General features: G+C 45.2%; 14 protein-coding genes. 7 read left to right on the top strand and 7 right to left on the bottom strand.

Annotation, left to right across the window (positions count from 1 at the left end):
* Positions 1 to 205 precede the first annotated feature (205 nt).
* Complete coding sequence (ispB, locus tag BTO10_RS08455) at positions 206 to 1,177, top strand: octaprenyl diphosphate synthase (protein WP_105024291.1); 972 nt, start codon at positions 206 to 208, stop codon at positions 1,175 to 1,177.
* 93 nt (positions 1,178 to 1,270) lie between these two features.
* Here the strand turns inward: ispB and BTO10_RS08450 are convergent, their stop codons facing one another.
* Complete coding sequence (locus BTO10_RS08450) at positions 1,271 to 1,462, bottom strand: hypothetical protein (RefSeq protein ID WP_004740825.1); 192 nt, start codon at positions 1,460 to 1,462, stop codon at positions 1,271 to 1,273.
* A 127-nt stretch (positions 1,463 to 1,589) separates the two neighbouring features.
* Entirely contained in the window at positions 1,590 to 2,525 is a 936-nt protein-coding gene (mdh, locus tag BTO10_RS08445) for a malate dehydrogenase (RefSeq protein WP_004740826.1), read from the bottom strand.
* Between the two features lie 332 nt (positions 2,526 to 2,857).
* On the opposite strand from mdh, the gene argR reads away from it, so the two are divergent.
* From argR to BTO10_RS08425, 4 genes are all read left to right on the top strand, one after another.
* Entirely contained in the window at positions 2,858 to 3,328 is a 471-nt protein-coding gene (argR, locus tag BTO10_RS08440) for a transcriptional regulator ArgR (protein ID WP_004740827.1), read from the top strand.
* A 343-nt stretch (positions 3,329 to 3,671) separates the two neighbouring features.
* Positions 3,672 to 4,640: a TAXI family TRAP transporter solute-binding subunit gene (locus BTO10_RS08435; protein WP_004740828.1), complete on the top strand. Its 969-nt coding sequence runs from the start codon at positions 3,672 to 3,674 to the stop codon at positions 4,638 to 4,640.
* 254 nt (positions 4,641 to 4,894) lie between these two features.
* A complete protein-coding gene (locus BTO10_RS08430; RefSeq protein WP_105024290.1) occupies positions 4,895 to 7,474 on the top strand; it encodes a TRAP transporter permease in 2,580 nt (859 codons plus the stop codon).
* Positions 7,475 to 7,578: 104 nt separating this feature from the next.
* The gene (locus BTO10_RS08425; protein WP_004740830.1) at positions 7,579 to 8,016 is read left to right on the top strand and encodes a universal stress protein; all 438 of its coding nucleotides are present in this window, start codon (positions 7,579 to 7,581) and stop codon (positions 8,014 to 8,016) included.
* Positions 8,017 to 8,100: 84 nt separating this feature from the next.
* On the opposite strand, the gene BTO10_RS08420 is transcribed toward BTO10_RS08425, so the two are convergent.
* Both BTO10_RS08420 and rluA read right to left on the bottom strand, forming a co-directional pair.
* A complete protein-coding gene (locus BTO10_RS08420; RefSeq protein WP_105024289.1) occupies positions 8,101 to 9,063 on the bottom strand; it encodes a D-2-hydroxyacid dehydrogenase in 963 nt (320 codons plus the stop codon).
* 35 nt (positions 9,064 to 9,098) lie between these two features.
* On the bottom strand, positions 9,099 to 9,833 hold the full coding sequence (rluA, locus tag BTO10_RS08415; protein ID WP_004740832.1) for a bifunctional tRNA pseudouridine(32) synthase/23S rRNA pseudouridine(746) synthase RluA: 735 nt from the start codon (positions 9,831 to 9,833) through the stop codon (positions 9,099 to 9,101).
* Positions 9,834 to 9,991: 158 nt separating this feature from the next.
* Here rluA and BTO10_RS08410 point away from each other — a divergent pair, with 158 nt between their 5' ends.
* The gene (locus BTO10_RS08410; protein ID WP_105024288.1) at positions 9,992 to 11,263 is read left to right on the top strand and encodes an NRAMP family divalent metal transporter; all 1,272 of its coding nucleotides are present in this window, start codon (positions 9,992 to 9,994) and stop codon (positions 11,261 to 11,263) included.
* Positions 11,264 to 11,351: 88 nt separating this feature from the next.
* Here the strand turns inward: BTO10_RS08410 and rapA are convergent, their stop codons facing one another.
* Positions 11,352 to 14,261: an RNA polymerase-associated protein RapA gene (rapA, locus tag BTO10_RS08405; protein WP_105024287.1), complete on the bottom strand. Its 2,910-nt coding sequence runs from the start codon at positions 14,259 to 14,261 to the stop codon at positions 11,352 to 11,354.
* 464 nt (positions 14,262 to 14,725) lie between these two features.
* Here rapA and BTO10_RS08400 point away from each other — a divergent pair, with 464 nt between their 5' ends.
* Positions 14,726 to 16,105, top strand: coding sequence for a PhoH family protein (locus BTO10_RS08400; RefSeq protein WP_004740835.1), 1,380 nt, complete (start codon positions 14,726 to 14,728; stop codon positions 16,103 to 16,105).
* A gap of 105 nt (positions 16,106 to 16,210) precedes the next feature.
* On the opposite strand, the gene tldD is transcribed toward BTO10_RS08400, so the two are convergent.
* Together tldD and BTO10_RS08390 are read right to left on the bottom strand one after the other, a co-directional pair.
* Positions 16,211 to 17,656: a metalloprotease TldD gene (tldD, locus tag BTO10_RS08395; RefSeq protein WP_052880149.1), complete on the bottom strand. Its 1,446-nt coding sequence runs from the start codon at positions 17,654 to 17,656 to the stop codon at positions 16,211 to 16,213.
* Positions 17,657 to 17,675: 19 nt separating this feature from the next.
* Positions 17,676 to 18,488, bottom strand: a complete 813-nt coding sequence (locus BTO10_RS08390; RefSeq protein ID WP_105024286.1) for a carbon-nitrogen hydrolase family protein — start codon at positions 18,486 to 18,488, stop codon at positions 17,676 to 17,678.
* Positions 18,489 to 18,528 lie beyond the last annotated feature (40 nt).

Raw genomic sequence — 18,528 nt, 5'->3', positions numbered from 1 at the left:
AACTAATCAATAGGGCGCAGATTCTACGGGAATCATGGCGCTATGACAAGCCATATTTTTAAAAAATTGGCGAAAACCTGTTCGCCAAAGAAAAGTGCGGCAATCATGCCCTTAAGCGATGTATTAATCAACGTTTTTTAGTGTATTATTCAACAATTAATACAACGTATAAACCTTACAGGGTCTAACTTCAGCCGGATGAACAATGGATTTTAAAGCTATCCAAACGCTTACTGCCAATGATATGGCAAAAGTGAATGAAACAATTCAAGCCCAACTTAATTCTGACGTAAGTTTAATCAACCAGCTTGGTTTTTATATCGTTAGCGGCGGTGGTAAACGCCTACGCCCGTTGCTTGCTCTTTTATCTGCTCGTGCTCTTGGTTACCAAGGCGAAGCACATATTACTTCTGCAGCCTTTATTGAGTTTATTCATACTGCGACTCTGCTTCATGACGATGTTGTCGACGAATCAGACATGAGACGTGGTAAAGCAACCGCCAACGCAGCCTTTGGTAATGCTGCCAGTGTTTTGGTGGGTGACTTTATTTACACACGCTCATTCCAAATGATGACTACGTTAGGATCTTTAAAGATCCTCGAGTTAATGAGTGAAGCGGTAAACGTGATTGCTGAGGGTGAAGTTCAACAGTTAATGAACTGCAACAACCCAGACACCACTGAAGAAAGCTACATGCAGGTTATCTACTCTAAGACAGCTCGCTTGTTTGAAGCCGCAACTCAAATTGGCGCAATTCTAACTGAGTCGTCACCAGAGATCGAAACGGCAATGCAAAACTATGGTAAATACCTAGGTACTGCATTCCAGCTGATTGATGATGTGATGGATTACACAGCAGATGGCAAAGAGATGGGTAAGAACGTTGGTGACGACCTAGCAGAAGGCAAACCGACCTTGCCGCTTCTATATGCAATGCACAATGGCTCTCCTGAGCAAGCAAGCATGATTCATGAGGCAATTGAAAAAGCCAACGGTATGGATAAGCTCAACGAGATTCTAGCCGCTATGGAAGAGACAGGCTCGTTAGATTACACCACCAAAAAAGCATACGAAGAAGCTGACAAAGCGATTGCTGAGCTTTCAGTACTGCCAGACTCGGAATATAAGCAAGCTCTGACGACTCTTGCGCATCTTGCCGTGAAGCGAACTAGCTAAGGCTGAATACAAAGACCCTAGAGTAAAAAGGAAGAGCTGAGCTCTTCCTTTTTGTTATCTATTGGTCGATAGCTGCGTGGATGCATGTTCAACCTAATAGTACTGCTCACAACTTCCGTGTAGTTGAGGGTTATCTTCGATCTCATCAAAGCTTACCGCTAATTGCTCTTCCGAGCCCTGCTTAGCCAACAACACCGTTTCGGCTTCTTGGTCAACTACCAAGATCGTTCCTACCCCTTGCTGACACTCTACTACTAGACCTTTACGGATTCGATTTGCTTCCATCATCTTTTCCTTCACAAAGTGAATTTACACTGACTCTAATACGCAGATTGAGATGAAAAGATCAAAAAAGCCGACCTATAAGGTCGGCTTTTATTATATCTATTTGGCTAAATGAGTCGTGTCTCGCTTACTTAGCGAATTCAACACCAATCTCGATATCGCCATTTAGCGTTTCAAGCATACTGTCTAGAGCATTACGTTCGAAATCGCTCAGCTCACCGTAGCTAAGGATAGCTTCTGCACCCTCTTTACCCAGCTTAACTGGTTGAGCGAAGAATGGTGCGTGCTCGCCTTCACCTTCAACGTACGCACACTCGATAACGTTCTCTTCACCTTGCAGAGCTTTCACTAGAGCAAGGCCGAAACGACAAGCTGCTTGGCCCATAGATAGTGTTGCACTGCCGCCGCCAGCTTTAGCTTCTACAACTTCAGTACCTGCATTTTGGATACGAGTCGTTAGTGCTGCGATTTCTTCATCAGTGAACTCTACGCCTTCAACTTGAGAAAGAAGAGGAAGAATAGTCACACCAGAGTGGCCACCGATAACAGGAACGCGAATGTCGCCTGGATCTTTGTCTTTTAGCTCAGCAACAAAAGTTTCAGAACGAATAACATCCAGAGTAGTAACACCGAATAGACGACGCTTGTCGTATACGCCCGCTTTCTTAAGAACTTCAGCAGCGATTGGCACTGTTGTGTTTACCGGGTTTGTAATGATACCAACACAAGCTTTTGGACATACAACCGCAATCTTCTCAGCAAGAGACTTAACAATGCCAGCATTCACATTGAAAAGATCCGCACGATCCATACCAGGCTTACGAGCAACACCCGCAGAGATAAGTACAACATCCGCACCTTCTAGTGCAGGTGTTGGATCTTCACCCGCATAACCTTTGATCGAAACAGGTGTTGGGATATGGCTAAGATCGGCAGCAACACCCGGAGTTACCGGTGCGATGTCGTAAAGCGCAAGATCTGAACCAGCAGGTAGGCGATTCTTAAGTAGTAGGGCTAGGGCTTGACCGATGCCACCAGCGGCACCAATAACAGCTACTTTCATTGTTATTCTCCTTGAGAGCTTTCTCTTATAAATTCTTGGTAGGGTAATTCTTGAGCTAGTTTAAAGTTAAAAAACTATATTAATCACAAAGTGATTACAATCAATTAACGCCAGCTTTGCGACTTCGCGCAAGTCAGTAAAACCGTGCTACACAGCAAGTTCGCATTATGGCGATAATCGACTGAAATAACAAAATAAGTCGTCGCAAATAACACATTATTCTATTAAATATTTACAGTGATATGACTAACAAATTACCGGGTTGTTTTGGCTAAAATTGAATATGTATGCGAGACTATGCAAACATCTTTGTTAATGAATAAGAATGACATATGCGCAATACAGAAAAACAAGACAACTTGGTTCGTGCTTTTAAAGCGCTACTAAAAGAAGAACGTTTTGGTTCACAAGGCGAAATTGTTGATGCCTTGAAGCATGAAGGCTTTGAAAGCATCAACCAGTCTAAAGTCTCGCGTATGTTAACTAAATTTGGCGCGGTTCGAACTCGTAACGCAAAAATGGAGATGGTTTACTGTCTTCCTGCTGAACTGGGCGTTCCAACGGTTTCGAGCTCTTTAAGAGAGCTTGTCCTAGATATTGACCACAACAATGCGTTAGTTGTTATACACACAGGCCCTGGTGCAGCACAACTGATTGCTCGCTTACTGGACTCGTTAGGTAAGTCGGAAGGCATACTGGGCGTAGTCGCAGGTGATGATACGATCTTCATTACTCCTACGTTATCTGTTACGACAAAACAGCTGTTTGACTCAGTCTGTGAGCTGTTTGAATACGCAGGATAATTGCTCATAGTTTCATAATTATCAACCTCATAAATGGATCGCGAATATCTATTTGCTTCGTGATCCAAATCACATCCTAGAATATCTCCCCCCACTCCCACATAGCAACACTAAATCATTGATTTTAAAAAACTCAGTAGCGAATTAAACACAAGATCTAGGCATCATTTGTTAGATTTTTTAGCTATATCTTTTAACATTCGAGTAATTTTCTGCCAATTTTTGATATTATTCAGACACTTTTTCATCACATGGATTGAAAAAGGTGCCGTTTCCAAATAGGAAACTCCAGAAACAACTACACTTGTTTCAGGGTTAATAATGAATAAAGGAAGGGAAATTCATGGCATTTACCAAACTTATCAAAGTTGGTGCTATTGCAGCTGCTGTAATGGGCGCTGGCGCTGTTAACGCTCAAGAGTTCATCACAATTGGTACTGGTTCAGTAACGGGGGTTTACTACCCAACTGGTGGTGCGATTTGTAAACTAGTGAACAAGGGCCGAAAAGACCACAACATTCGTTGTTCTGTAGAGTCTACTGGTGGTTCAATCTACAACGTTAACACCATCCGTGCTGGTGAACTAGATTTCGGTGTTGTTCAGTCTGACTGGCAATACCATGGCTACAACGGTACAAGTAAGTTCAAGGATCAGGGCGAATACAAGAAACTTCGCGCGATGTTCTCTCTACACACAGAACCGTTCAACATCATCGCTCGTACCGATTCTGGCATCAACAACGTTGCTGACCTAGCTGGTAAGCGTGTAAACATTGGTAACCCAGGTTCAGGTGACCGTGCAACTATGGGCGTTGTAATGGACGCTATGGGTTGGACTAATGACAGCTTCAAGCTAGCTTCTGAGCTTAAAGGTTCTGAGCGTTCACAAGCACTTTGTGATAACAAGATTGACGCATTCATCTACATGGTTGGTCACCCGAACGGATCAATCAAAGAAGCAACAACATCTTGTGATGCAAAACTGGTTTCAGCAACAGGTCCACAGATCGACAAAATCGTAGCTGAAAACCCATACTACGCATACAGCACAGTTCCTGCAGGCATGTACCGTGGTACAGATGCTGATGTAAACAGCTTCGGTGTTGCAGCAACTATGGTAACAACTTCTGACGTTTCTGATGAAGTAGCATACAACGTTGCTAAGGCAGTATTTGAAAACTTTGACACTTTCAAACGCCTACACCCAGCATTTGCTAACCTGAAGAAAGAAGACATGGTGAAAGCGGGTATCTCTATCCCTCTACACCCAGGTGCAGAAAAATACTACAAAGAAGTAGGCCTTCTAAAGTAATTCTACTTTAAGCCTACTACACCAATAAGGAGGCCAGCCCTCCTTATTGGCTTTTCACGTTTTATAAAAATAACTTAAGTGAAAAGAGCAAACCTTTAAGTTTCTCCAATTTGGCGAACTTACCTTCGTATCAAGCCTAAGACAAAGACGAACAAAAAACGCATTTCCCTATCCATTCACTACACTAGATAGGAGAGAAATAACGTCTCGTTGTTCGTAACAAAGGCAGACCATCAATAATAAGGATAAAGTACATGACGCAGACAACATCACCGTCTCCAGATGTGCAAGAAATGGTGGCACAATCAGACACTGGTGCGCGTAGCCCTCGCGGTATTCAAGGCCGTATTTTATGGTTTGTGCCTCTATGTTGGTCACTGTTCCAACTTTGGTATGCATCTCCGCTGCCGTTCATTTTTAACTTCGGAATTCTAAACGACACCGAAGCTCGAGCAATTCACCTTACTTTTGCTATTTTCCTAGCTTTTACCGCTTATCCGGCAATGAAAAACTCGCCACGGGACTACATCCCAGCAGTCGACTGGATATTAGCGCTTGCAGGTAGTTTTTCAGCTTCTTATATCTATATTTTCTACACAGAACTTGCTGGCCGTTCAGGTGCGCCAACAACATTCGATATTGTTGCCGCTGTATTTGGTATGGTTCTACTGCTTGAAGCAACACGACGCGCTTTAGGTCCACCTCTTATGGTTGTGGCAGCAGTATTCCTACTTTACACCTTTGGTGGCCCACACATGCCAGACGTTATCGCCCACAAAGGTGCGAGCCTGAACAAAGCAATGTCTCACTTGTGGCTAACAACAGAAGGTGTATTCGGCGTTGCGCTGGGTGTTTCAACGTCATTCGTATTCTTGTTTGTACTGTTTGGTGCAATGCTTGAACGTGCGGGTGCAGGCGCTTACTTCATCAAAGTCGCATTCTCACTGCTTGGCCACATGAAAGGTGGCCCTGCGAAAGCTGCCGTTGTAGCATCTGGCTTATCTGGACTTGTTTCTGGCTCTTCGATTGCTAACGTAGTAACCACTGGTACCTTCACCATTCCACTAATGAAGCGTGTTGGTTTCCCTGGTACAAAAGCAGGTGCGGTAGAGGTTGCGGCTTCAACCAATGGTCAACTTACACCACCAATCATGGGTGCTGCGGCATTCCTAATGGTGGAATATGTAGGTATCTCATATGTAGAAGTAATCAAAGCTGCTCTATTGCCAGCCCTGATCTCTTACGTCGCTCTGATTTACATTGTTCACCTAGAAGCATGTAAAGCAGGCATGACTGGCCTACCTCGTCGTCACACACCAACTATTGTACAAAGCCTACTCTCTTTCACAGGGACCATTTTAGGCCTATGTGTTATCAGTGCCGCGGTTTACTACGGTGTGGGTTGGACGAAAGATGTGTTTGGCGAAGCTGCGACACCAATCGTTACTGTGGCTCTGTTGATTGCTTATGTCGCTCTTGTTCGCGTATCTGCAAAATACGCAGCTGAAGGTGGCATGGAAATCGATGCGGATCTAAAAGAAGTTCCGGATCCAGGCCCAACGATTAAATCAGGTTTACACTTCCTACTGCCTATCGTAGTGCTAGTTTGGTGTCTGACGGTTGAACGTTTCTCACCTGGCTTATCTGCATTCTGGGCAACAGTGTTCATGATCTTCATCTTGATCACCCAGCGTCCTTTGATGACTCTGATGAACAAATCAGACGATCTTGCAGAACAAACCAAAGCTGGTTTCGTTGATCTGGCTGAAAGCTTGGTGTCAGGTGCACGTAACATGATCGGCATCGGTGTGGCGACAGCGGCTGCTGGTACTGTTGTAGGCGTGGTGACGCTAACGGGTATCGGTCTTGTAATGACTGACTTCGTTGAGTTTATCTCAGGCGGTAGCATCATCCTTATGCTGCTATTTACTGCGGTAATCAGCTTGATCCTGGGTATGGGCTTACCAACCACAGCAAACTACATCGTTGTATCGACACTGATGGCACCAGTAATTGTGACTCTAGGTGCTGCACACGGCCTTATCATCCCACTGATTGCGGTGCACTTATTCGTGTTCTACTTCGGTATTCTTGCGGATGATACACCTCCTGTAGGTCTTGCGGCCTTTGCTGCAGCGGCAATTGCGAAATCAGACCCGATTCGCACTGGTATCCAAGGCTTCACCTACGATATCCGTACCGCAATCTTGCCGTTCATGTTCATCTTCAACACTCAGCTACTGCTGATGGGCATTGATTCTTGGTGGCACTTAGCACTGACTATCTTCTCATCTGTAACTGCGGTACTTATCTTCGCAGCTGCAACACAAGGTTGGTGGTTCACTAAGAACAAGTGGTGGGAAACGGTGCTGCTTATTGCATTAACCTTCACTTTCTTCCGCCCTGGCTTCTGGTGGGACATGATTTACCCAGAGAAAGTTCTTTCACCTGGAGTTGAGATTGCTCAAATCACGGAAAAGCTGGATGTGGGACAATCACTTGAACTTAGAGTGGGTGGCGAAAACTTAGAAGGTGACTATTCTGAAAAGACAGTTCGCCTACCGTTTGAAGATTCTGCGACCTCAAGTGAAGATCGTATTGCCTCTATGGGTCTAATGCTGACTGAATCAGAAGGCAAGATGATTGTTGATATGGTGGAGTTCGGTAGCCCAGCAGAAGCGGCTGGTATTGATTTCGATTGGGAAATCAAATCCGTTATCCAAGATGCAGATCGACCAATGAAAGAGTGGGTATTCTTACCAGCTCTGATCATTTTGATTGGTTTAGCGATGAACCAAAGAAGACGTGCTCGTAAGGATGAGATTAGCGCGTAATGGATAAGGCTGAGTAGTGCTTAGCGTTATTTGGCTTTATTACATGGAAAGGATAATTACAGTGCTAAGTGAAAGCTTAGCGCTGATTAAAAAGAGACGAATACATGTATAAACAAATCCTTGTTCCTGTTGATCTTAATGACAAAGGCTTTTCGGATAAAGCAGTCGAACTGGCGGTATGGCACGCAAAACACAGCAATGCTGAAATCCACATTCTGAACGTACTACCTGGCATTCACATGTCGATGGTAGCGTCTTACTTCCCGAAAGATGCAGCGAACCAAATGAAGCTAGATGTTAAAAATCAGCTGAAAGAGTTCGCTGACAAACACATCGACGATGAAGTGGTTTACAAGGTTCATGTTGCTGAGGGTAAAACCTACGCGACGATTCTTGATTACGCAGAAAAGCTTGGCGCCGACCTTATCGTGATGCCTAGCCATAAGCGTTCGAAAATCGACAAAGTGGTACTGGGCTCGGTTGCAAGCAAAGTAGTACAGAACTCACCAATCAATGTATTGGTGGTTAAACCGCAAGGTTAAGTCATTTAATCGACACACGATCTAAAAAGGTTGGCCTACAAGCCAACCTTTTTTGTTTTTAACTCATGCTACATAGCTTTAGAGTTAATTCACTATGTTTTGCGGGCGACAAGCGATAAAGCCATCAATATTATCCATTAAGATATCAGACAGTTTTTGAATAGAGCTGTCACTACCCCACGCTACATGAGGTGTGAGTAGCAAATTTAGCAAATGGCTATTGGCCAACAGTGGATTTGAGTTGTCGGCTGGCTCTTGAGTAAACACATCCATGCCCGCTCCAGCAATGTGATTGTTCTTCAGAGCTTCAATCAAGGCCTGTTCATCTACTAGACCTCCGCGCCCGGTATTGATTAAGACTGCGCTCGGTTTCATCATTGTAAGCTCTCGCTCTGAAATCAGATTTTGGGTCGCATCAGTCAACGGGCAATGTAGGCTTATCGCATCCGCTTGCTGTAATACCGTATCAAAAGGCAGATACCCTTCTCGACAAGACTCTGCTCCTTTTCGTTCGGCAAACATTACCTTCACACCAATAGCTTTGGCTAACATTGCGGTGGCTTGGCCTAAACTGCCACTGCCCATTAAACCCAATGTACTGCCAGCCACGTCTTGAATCGGATGAGTAAAGAAACAGAACTGCTTGTCCTTTTGCCACTCGCCCGACTCAATGTCTTTATGATACCCGACAAGGTTTCTTTTAAGTGCAAACAGCATTGCGATGACATGTTCAGGAACCGATTGAGTCGCGTAGCCTTGTACGTTTGTCACTGCAATGTCTTTAGATTTGCAGTATTCCACATCGACATTATTAACACCTGTCGCTGAAACCGCGATCAACTTGAGCGTTTTCGCACCAGCTAGATTCGACTCATTGAGCACTACCTTGTTAGTGATCACCACATCAGCTTCTTCAACTCGCTCCGATACTTGCTCAGGAGCTGTGAAATCATACTCTACCCATTCATGCTCAAAGCTCAGAGGTTTTAAATGAATTTGAGACGGGATGGTCGCTCTATCGAGAAACACAACTTTCAGCGTTGGCATTGTTCTTCCTTGGTTAGATCTATAATCAGTCCATTCTAAGCTTTTAGCTTACTGTAGTCTGGAAGCTCAGGCGCAATTTCAAAGTGCTGTTCGATTTGCGGAGATGCTTGAGGGTAAAAGTCACAGGGAACAAAGGCTTTGAACAGCTGATTATTCGCTGGATGATAAAAACTCAACTCACACGCATGTAAAGCTAGCCTATCACTGTATTCAAACGCTTCTGGAGTTGCGTAAAACTCATCGCCCACAATCGGTGCGCCTATTTCCATGCAATGCACTCTCAATTGGTGAGAACGCCCGGTAATTGGCAGTAACTTCAGTAAAGTCGTTTGGGGTTCTTGCTGTTCTACCACATAACGAGTCTGTGATGGTTTACCGTCTTCAAAACAGACTTTCTGCTTGGGGCGGTTTGGCCAATCACAGATGAGTGGTAGATCGATCAAACCTTCTTTGTGCTCAACCGCTCCCCATACGCGTGCGTAATACAGTTTGTGCGTCAGGCGATATTGGAACTGCTTCTTCAAGTGACGTTCTGCCTGCTTATGCTTAGCCAATAACATCAAGCCAGAGGTCGACATATCCAAGCGGTGAACCACTTGAATATCAGTGAACTCCTCCACCAAACGACTCCACATGCTGTCGTAATGCTCTGGCAACCTGCCCGGTACTGAAAGTAACCCCGCAGGCTTGTTGACCACCAAAATATCATCATCTTGATAAACAATATCAACCCAAGGTTCACGTGGTGGTGTGTACTGCTCTAGCGCCATTGAAGCCTCTTATTTACTAGTGAAAAAATAATTCACAGTTAATTCGTTTATTAATAAATACAATTTTTAATGTTTTCGTACATAAAAGTTGACGAGTTTACAAAACATGGTATTGATAGGGTAACGGAAAATAACAAGCCAACATCGAAGGAACCATGATGGACAGTACGGTTAAAACAACCACAACAAAAACCTCAGCTCCCCTATCCAGTTTAATTAAATCTCTTGGCCCAGGTATTATGATGGCCGCTGCTGCAGTCGGCGGTTCACACTTAGTTGCCTCAACCAAAGCCGGCGCCATCTATGGTTGGCAACTGGCAGCTCTAATCATCCTAGTAAACCTATTCAAGTACCCATTCTTTCGAGCCGGTATCCAATACACACTTGGTACTGGACAAAGCTTGGTTGAGGGTTACTCAAACCTAGGTCGCCCTTACCTAGTGATCTTTTCGATACTAAGTGCTATTTCAGCCGTCGTAAACACAGCCGCACTACTGCTGTTTAGTGCGAGTTTACTTAGCTACTTCATTCCTTTTGAGTTAGCAACCAGTACGCTTTGTATGATCGTACTCGCGACCTGCTTGATCATCTTATTTGCAGGGCATTATCGTGCTCTGGACACCCTTTCAAAAGCGATCATGGCGATCCTTACGATCACCACTCTAGCCGCTGTCGCCATTGCTATCGGCTCGCCTGTCGAACCAGATGCTGCTTTTGTTCCACCATCACCTTGGTCATTGGCAGCAATTGGCTTTATCGTGGTGACCATGGGTTGGATGCCTGCCCCTATCGAGATTTCAAGCATCACCTCTATGTGGCTAAAAAGCCAAAAAGAGAAGCAAGAAGTCACAGCTCAATCTGCCTTATTCGATTTCAACGTCGGCTACATTGGTACTGCACTGCTTGCGTTAGTGTTTGTCGCTTTGGGTGCTCTCGTACTTCACGGTTCAGGTGTAGAACTGTCTCGATCTGGTGTGGGCTTTACTCACCAATTAGTTGGTATTTACGCATCGACGATTGGCGAATGGTCGCGTCCACTAATCGCTATCATTGCTTTCTTCTGTATCTTTGGTAGCACGATTACGGTTATCGACGGCTACTCTCGCGTGCTTGCGGAATCACAACGTCTGTTACTTAATAAAGAGTCGAGCCCGCGCATGCTACAAGGCTGGATCATCATTGTCTCTATCGCCGCACTCGCGATTGTGATGTTCTTCAGCGCTGCGTTGATGCCAATGCTGGATTTCGCAATGGTACTTGCTTTCGCAACGACGCCATTCTTCGCGCTGCTTAATTTCATCTTGGTGAACAAAGCTAAGCTTCCAGAAGCGTTAGCCATTGGCAGCAAACTAAAATTGTTGTCTGTCGCAGGCCTAGTTTACTTGTTCGGTTTCTTAGCCGTATTTGTTTGGTGGAAATGGTTGATGTAACCCATCAATCACTACCATCTACAAACTCGAGATAAAAATAAGGCCTTCATGGTGAAGGCCTTATTTGTTGTTCACGGACTAGCTAATATTAATTGTGAGAAACTACAATCAAGCGTAGCGAGTCTAGTTGAACCTGAGCTTTGCTGATGTAGCCGGTCAGTTCGTTAATCTGAGCTTCGATAACTTCTAACTCTTCATCACGAATGTTCGGGTTCACCGCTTTCAGAGCTTGTAGACGCTCTAGTTCACCGTTGAGGTTTGTCTGCATATCTCTTTGCGCTTGCTGACGCACTTCTTCAACTTTAGGAAGAACTTGTGCCTCACCCGCTTCGATTAGCTTGTGAATTTCGCCTTGTACCGAGTTAACTAACTTACTTGCTAGATGACGGTTCACCGGGCTCAACTGGCGGTTAAAGCTATCAAATTCAACCTGAGAAGATAGGTCGTTACCACGGCCATCCATCATCAAGCGAATCGGAGTCTTAGGTAAGAACTGGCTGATACCACTGCGTTTTGGTGCTTGTGCATCCACCAGGTAAACCAGTTCAAGCAAGATAGTACCAACCGGCAGCGCTTTGTTCTTAAGTAGTGATACCGCAGAAGTACCCACCCCTTCGCTAAGTAGTAAATCAATACCACCCTGAATCATTGGGTGTTCCCAACTAATGAAGTTCATGTCTTCACGAGAAAGCGCTGTATCACGGTCGAACGTGATAGTTGCACCTTCATAAGGTAAGCCAGGGTAGCTTGGTACCATCATGTGCTCAGATGGCGTTACTACTAGCGCATTTTCACCTTTGTCGTCTTGGTTCAAACCAATGGTATCGAACAAGCTCAATGCAAAAGTAACTAGGTTAGTATCGCCATCAGTTGATGCGATCTTCTCTGCAATCTCGTGCGCTTTATCACCGCCGTTTGAGTGCATCTCTAGTAGGCGATCTCGGCCTTTTTCTAGATCCGCTTTTAGGCTTTGATTTAGCTTAGCTGATTCTTCGATCACTTCATCAAGCTGCTCTGTGTTACCAGAAGCTAGCATCTCGATCAGCACGTCTGAATACTTGTCATAAACTGTGCGACCTGTTGGGCAAGTTTCCGCAAATGCATTCAGGCCTTCATCAAACCAACGCGCTAGTATTGCCTGTGATGTGCCTTTCAAATAAGGAACATGAATATCGATATCACGCTGTTGACCGATACGATCCAAACGACCAATACGTTGCTCAAGCAAGTCTGGGTTGAATGGAAGGTCAAACATCACTAATTGGTTAGCAAACTGGAAGTTACGGCCTTCAGAGCCGATTTCACTACAGATAAGCACCTGAGCACCGCCCTCTTCTTGAGCAAAATAAGCCGCCGCTTTGTCACGCTCTAGAATCGACATACCCTCGTGGAATACAGTTGCACGTACACCTTCACGCTCGCGCAGTGCCTGCTCTAGTTGCAGAGCCGTACTTGCACGCGATGCGATCACCAGGATCTTTTCGCTACGCTTGTCTTGGATCTTTTCAATCAGCCAGTTAACACGTGAATCGAACTGCCACCAGCTTGAGTCTTCACCTTCAAACTCTTGGAAGATCTCTTCTGGATAAAGCATCTTCATCGCGCGAGCTTCTGGTGCCATCTTGCCACCGATCATGCCTGATACACGCATCGACGTGGTGTACTGCGTTGGAATGTCCATCGGCAGTAGGTTTACGTTACGCTTAGGGAAGCCTTTGATAGCGGCACGTGTGTTCCTGAATAGAACACGACCAGTACCATGACGATCCATAAGGTTATCAATCAGTTCTTGGCGCGCTAATGCTTGCTCTTCTTCGCTGCTATCACCTTCAATAACACGGAATAGAGGCTCAACATCTTGTTCAGAAAGCAGCTCAGTAATCTGATTCTTCGCGCTGTCTTCAAGTTTCACGCCTGAGAATAGTGCGGTGACAGCATCAGCAACCGGTGCGTATTGATCTTCTTCTTCAACAAACGCTTCGTAATCGTAGAAGCGGTCAGGATCCAATAGACGCAGACGTGCAAAGTGACTCTCACGGCCCAGTTGCTCTGGAGTCGCTGTCAGCAAAAGCACACCTGGAGTATTTTCTGCCAAGCCCTCTACCACTTGGTATTCACGGCTTGGTTTGTCTTGGCTCCACTCAAGGTGGTGCGCTTCATCGACAACCAATAGATCCCACTCACCTTCCAGTGCTTGCTCATAGCGTTTGCGGCTCTTACGTAAGAAATCTAACGAACACAGAACGTATTGCTGAGTATCAAATGGATTATCTGATTCTGCAAAGGCTTCAATACAACGCTCTTCATCAAAGATAGAAAAGTGCAGATTGAAACGACGCATCATCTCAACTAGCCATTGGTGTTGTAGTGTTTCAGGTACCACAATCAGAATACGTTCAGCGCGGCCAGACAACACCTGCTGGTGAATGATCATACCCGCTTCGATGGTTTTACCTAGACCAACTTCATCAGCTAATAAAACACGTGGCGCATGACGACGCCCCACTTCATGAGCGATGTACAACTGGTGAGGAATTAGGCCAGCACGCATACCACACAAGCCACGCATGGGGCTCTTATGTTGTTGGTATTGATTGCTTAGTGCACGGTAACGCAACACAAAATTATCCATACGGTCGATTTGACCTGCGTACAGTTTGTCTTGTGGCTTATTAAAACGAATCTGATTGCTTAAGAAGATTTCACGCAGAGTCACTTCTGATTCTTGAGTATCCTCACGTGTACCTAAGTAGGTCAGCAGCCCTTTATCTTCGATTACTTCTTCGACAGATAGAGACCAACCTTCTTGGCATTCGATGACATCGCCTACATTAAACGTTACTCGGGTTACGGGAGCATCCGTACGTGCATACACACGGTTTTCTTCTGATGCTGCAAACATTAGTGTCACTGTGCGAGCATCCATTGCTACAACGGTACCTAAACCTAAATCGCTCTCCGTATCGCTTATCCAGCGTTGCCCCAAAGCAAATGTCATGAATCGACTACCTCAATCTTTTAGTTGGAATTTGACCTTTTTAACTGATATTTGAAACAAGAACCTTACCGCTCTTGAACTAAAAATATAGCCAAAAATGCCTAGTTTGCAGCCACTTTTTAAGTGCGCTCTAGATAATAAATATCTCGAGAAAATGGTGCAGAAAAAGGTCGCTAATCTTACTCGATGCTGTGATTTAGGTCACGTCTAAAGGAGATGATTTCATGCTTTTTTTCTGTTTTCGCCAATGCAATCAAACTGTCAAAAAAACATGGTTAACCTATTGGTAGTAGATTGCTGCCGTTAGTGAACATGGCATATTCATCCATCACAATATGGCAATATTTCTCTCGTTGAACTTTAGGTGAGCAGTTGACTATCACCAGAATGAGAGACTAACCTTTAAGTGAGCTTAATCTACGTTCAATCGATGCAAAGCAAGCCGTACGCGGCAAGGAGATGCTATGGGCGAGACCAACCGGAAGCTATTTGTTCTAGACACCAATATCCTACTTCACGAACCCTTCGCTATATTTTCTTTCCAAGAGCACGATGTCGTTATCCCCATGACAGTGCTAGAAGAACTAGACAGAATCAAAGACAGTAAGAGGGACGTTGCAAGAGATGCAAGAATTGCAATTCGAACTCTCGAAGATTTATTCAGGGAAGCCACACCAGACCAAATATCGGAAGGCATCCCTTTCACCAAAGACATTAAGGCCTCAGGCAGTATCTCAATACTCGCCGATTACGAACTTCAAGAAAGCATCAAAGCCTTTGCCGACGACAAGGCTGGCGACAACCGAATCCTCAACGCTGTTCTTTACCTTCAAAATAAACGTGCGCCACGTGAAGTGGTTCTCATCACCAAAGACATCAACATGCGTTTACGTGCAAAAGGCGCGGGCGTACGCTTCGTTGAAGATTATCAAACCGACCAACTGATTGATGATATCCAATACCTCACCAAAGGTTTCCAACAACTTGAGGGCGCATTTTGGGATGGTATCGACAATGTGGAAAGTAAAACCCTAGCTGGTAAAACCTTCCATACGCTAGCAAGAGAGCCTTTCGAACCAACCTTCCTTAATCAATATGTGATTGATGAAGAGAGTGACTTTGCAGCAAGAGTGGAAGAGATCGATACCGAAACCGTCACACTCAGAGACTTAAGTCGTGAACGCTTAATGAATCGCAGGGCCTGGGACATCACACCAAAGAATATTTATCAGGGAATGGCTATTGATGCGCTACTCGACCCAGATATTGACCTGGTGATCCTAACGGGTGCGGCTGGTAGTGGTAAAACGCTGCTCGCGATGGCCGCAGCGCTTGAGCAAACCATTGAACGTAAACAGTTCGATAAGATCATCGTCACCCGAAACACACCTGACATTGGTGAGTCTATTGGCTTCCTTCCTGGAACAGAGGAAGAGAAGATGCTGCCTTGGTTGGCTGCCGTGACCGATACACTGGAAGCGCTGCACAAAAATGACCACTGCACCGAAGGGTCACTGAAGTACATCTGTGATAAAGCGAATATCCAGTTCAAATCTATCAACTTCATGCGCGGCCGTTCAATCCAGAATGCGTTTGTGCTTCTCGATGAGTGTCAAAACCTGACCGCTTCACAAATCAAAACCATTATCACCCGTTGTGGTGAAGGCACCAAGATCGTCTGCTCAGGTAACCTAGCGCAGATAGATTCTTCCTACTTAACCCCTGTGACTTCAGGTTTAACCTACATGGTTGAGCGTTTTAAAAACTTCGAAGGCAGTGCCAATATCCACCTCAACGGCGTGGTACGTAGCCGACTGGCAGAGTTTGCGGAAGAAAACATGTAATCACTTTTTGCGATTACTCCCCCTCCTTTAAAAACAAAAAGCGCCTCACAATGGAGGCGCTTTTCAATTCTATTTTTGTGCTAACATTGCTGCAGCGAGCCTGATTTACTCAGTACCACCAACCGTTAACGAATCTAGCTTCAATGTTGGTTGACCAACACCCACTGGCACACTTTGACCAGCCTTACCACACACACCCACACCACGATCGATGCTTAGATCGTTACCCACCATAGACACTTGCTGCATCGCTTCAATACCAGAGCCAATCAGCGTTGCGCCCTTCACTGGGTGAGTGATCTTACCGTTTTCAATCATGTACGCTTCAGAAGCTGAGAATACAAACTTACCAGACGTAATATCTACCTGACCACCACCGAAGTTTGGTGCGTAGATACCTTTATCTACTGTCGCGATGATCTCTTCTGGTGTGTGCTCCCCCGGCAGCATGTATGTGTTCGTCATACGTGGCATTGGAAGGTGCGCGTAAGACTCACGACGACCGTTACCTGTTGGAGCAACCCCCATTAGACGAGCATTCAGCTTGTCTTGCATGTAACCTTTTAAGATGCCGTTTTCGATTAACGTATTGTACTGACCGTTAACACCTTCATCATCGACGTTCAATGAACCTCGAAGATCAGTCAATGTACCGTCATCGACAATCGTACATAGGCTTGAAGTAACTTGCTCGCCAACTTTACCAGAGAATACTGAAGACTCTTTACGGTTAAAGTCCCCCTCTAAACCGTGACCTACCGCTTCGTGTAGTAGAACGCCCGGCCAGCCAGAACCCAGAACGACAGGCATTGCACCAGCAGGCGCAGCAACGGCTTCAAGGTTAACAAGCGCTTGGCGAATCGCTTCATCTGCAAACTGATAAGCAACTTGAGTGCCTTTATCATCGCTTAGAAAGAAGTCGTAACCAAAACGGCCACCACCACCAGCACTACCACGCTCACGGCGATCGCCTTTCTGAGCAAGAACACTAATAGATAAACGAACCAGCGGACGAATATCGCCAGCGTACGTACCATCAGTCGCGGCAACAAGCATCTGCTCATGTACACCGCTTAGGCTCACTGATACTTCAGTCACCATAGGCTCTTTAGTACGAATGTAAGCATCTAATGATTTTAGTAATTCTGTTTTCTGCTGTTTTTCCCAGCTTGCTAGCGGGTTAACTGCATCATAGTAAGTTTGGTTAGCGTTGCGTTTGAAGGCTTGTACCTTGCCGTTTTGACCTTGTTTCGCGATACCACGAGCTGCAATTGCGCTCTGTTTAAGGCCATCCAATTGGATTTGGTCTGAGTAAGCAAAGCCAGTCTTTTCACCAGATACTGCACGAACGCCAACACCGCAATCGATATTGAAAGAGCCGTCTTTAATAATGCTGTCTTCTAGCACTAAAGATTCGTGCCAGCTTGACTGAAAGTAGATATCAGCATAATCAATTTGGCGTGTAGCAATGCTCGCCAATGTATCTGCGATATTTTGCTCCGTAAGCCCTGTTGGGTTCAGTAGCGCTTCTTCAATTTGATTAATGCTCATAGATGGCTCTTGTTTGTAATTAAAATTGATTGGTAAATCGAGTGTGTTGTGTGATTGGCATATTTTGCCTAATGGATTCACAACTGGATGTGTCTATCTCGACAACCATACTTTTAGGATCTTGGTCTAACTGTGCGACCACTCTTCCCCAGGGATCAACCACCATAGAGTGTCCCCATGTTTCTCTTTGGCAAGGGTGCTTACCACCTTGCCCTACCGCAACAATCCACGATTGTGTTTCGATTGCCCGGCATCTTAACAGTGCTTCCCAATGCGCCTGACCGGTTACCGCAGTAAACGCCGCTGGTACCACTATGATCTGCGCGCCTTGCTTGCGTAACTCTGAATACAAGTGAGGAAAGCGCACATCATAACAAATACTTAAACCTAAGTGACCAAAAGGCGTTTCCGTTGTCACAACTCGATCACCTGGAGTGAAAATATCAGACTCTCGATAGCACTTGTGAGCATCAGCGACATCCACATCAAACATGTGTAACTTGTCGTAATGAGCCACTAAGCTGCCAAAGTCGTCTATCACCAAAGTCGTGGTAGTGACACCTTTCGCTGCGCTTATCGGCATACTGCCCACAATGATCCAAATACGATGAAGCCTAGCTAGCTCAGCCAGTTTTTTCTGCAATGGACCACCATTCAATGGCTCGGCATGCTGGTGATAATCCGCTTTGCTACCGAATACCAATGCATTCTCTGGGCAAACGACCCATTTAGCCCCTAACGCCTTACACTTAGCTACCTCTTTGGCGAGATAATCAAGGTTACTGTCAGGGTCAGGGCCCGAAGTCATTTGAATCAAACCAACACAATCCATGTGTAATGCTTCTCCATTCATTATGATTCAGAAATCACTA

Source organism: Vibrio chagasii (assembly GCF_002954585.1).
Taxonomy (GTDB): Bacteria; Pseudomonadota; Gammaproteobacteria; order Enterobacterales; family Vibrionaceae; genus Vibrio; species Vibrio chagasii_A.
This window is presented reverse-complemented; position numbering and strand designations above follow the sequence as displayed.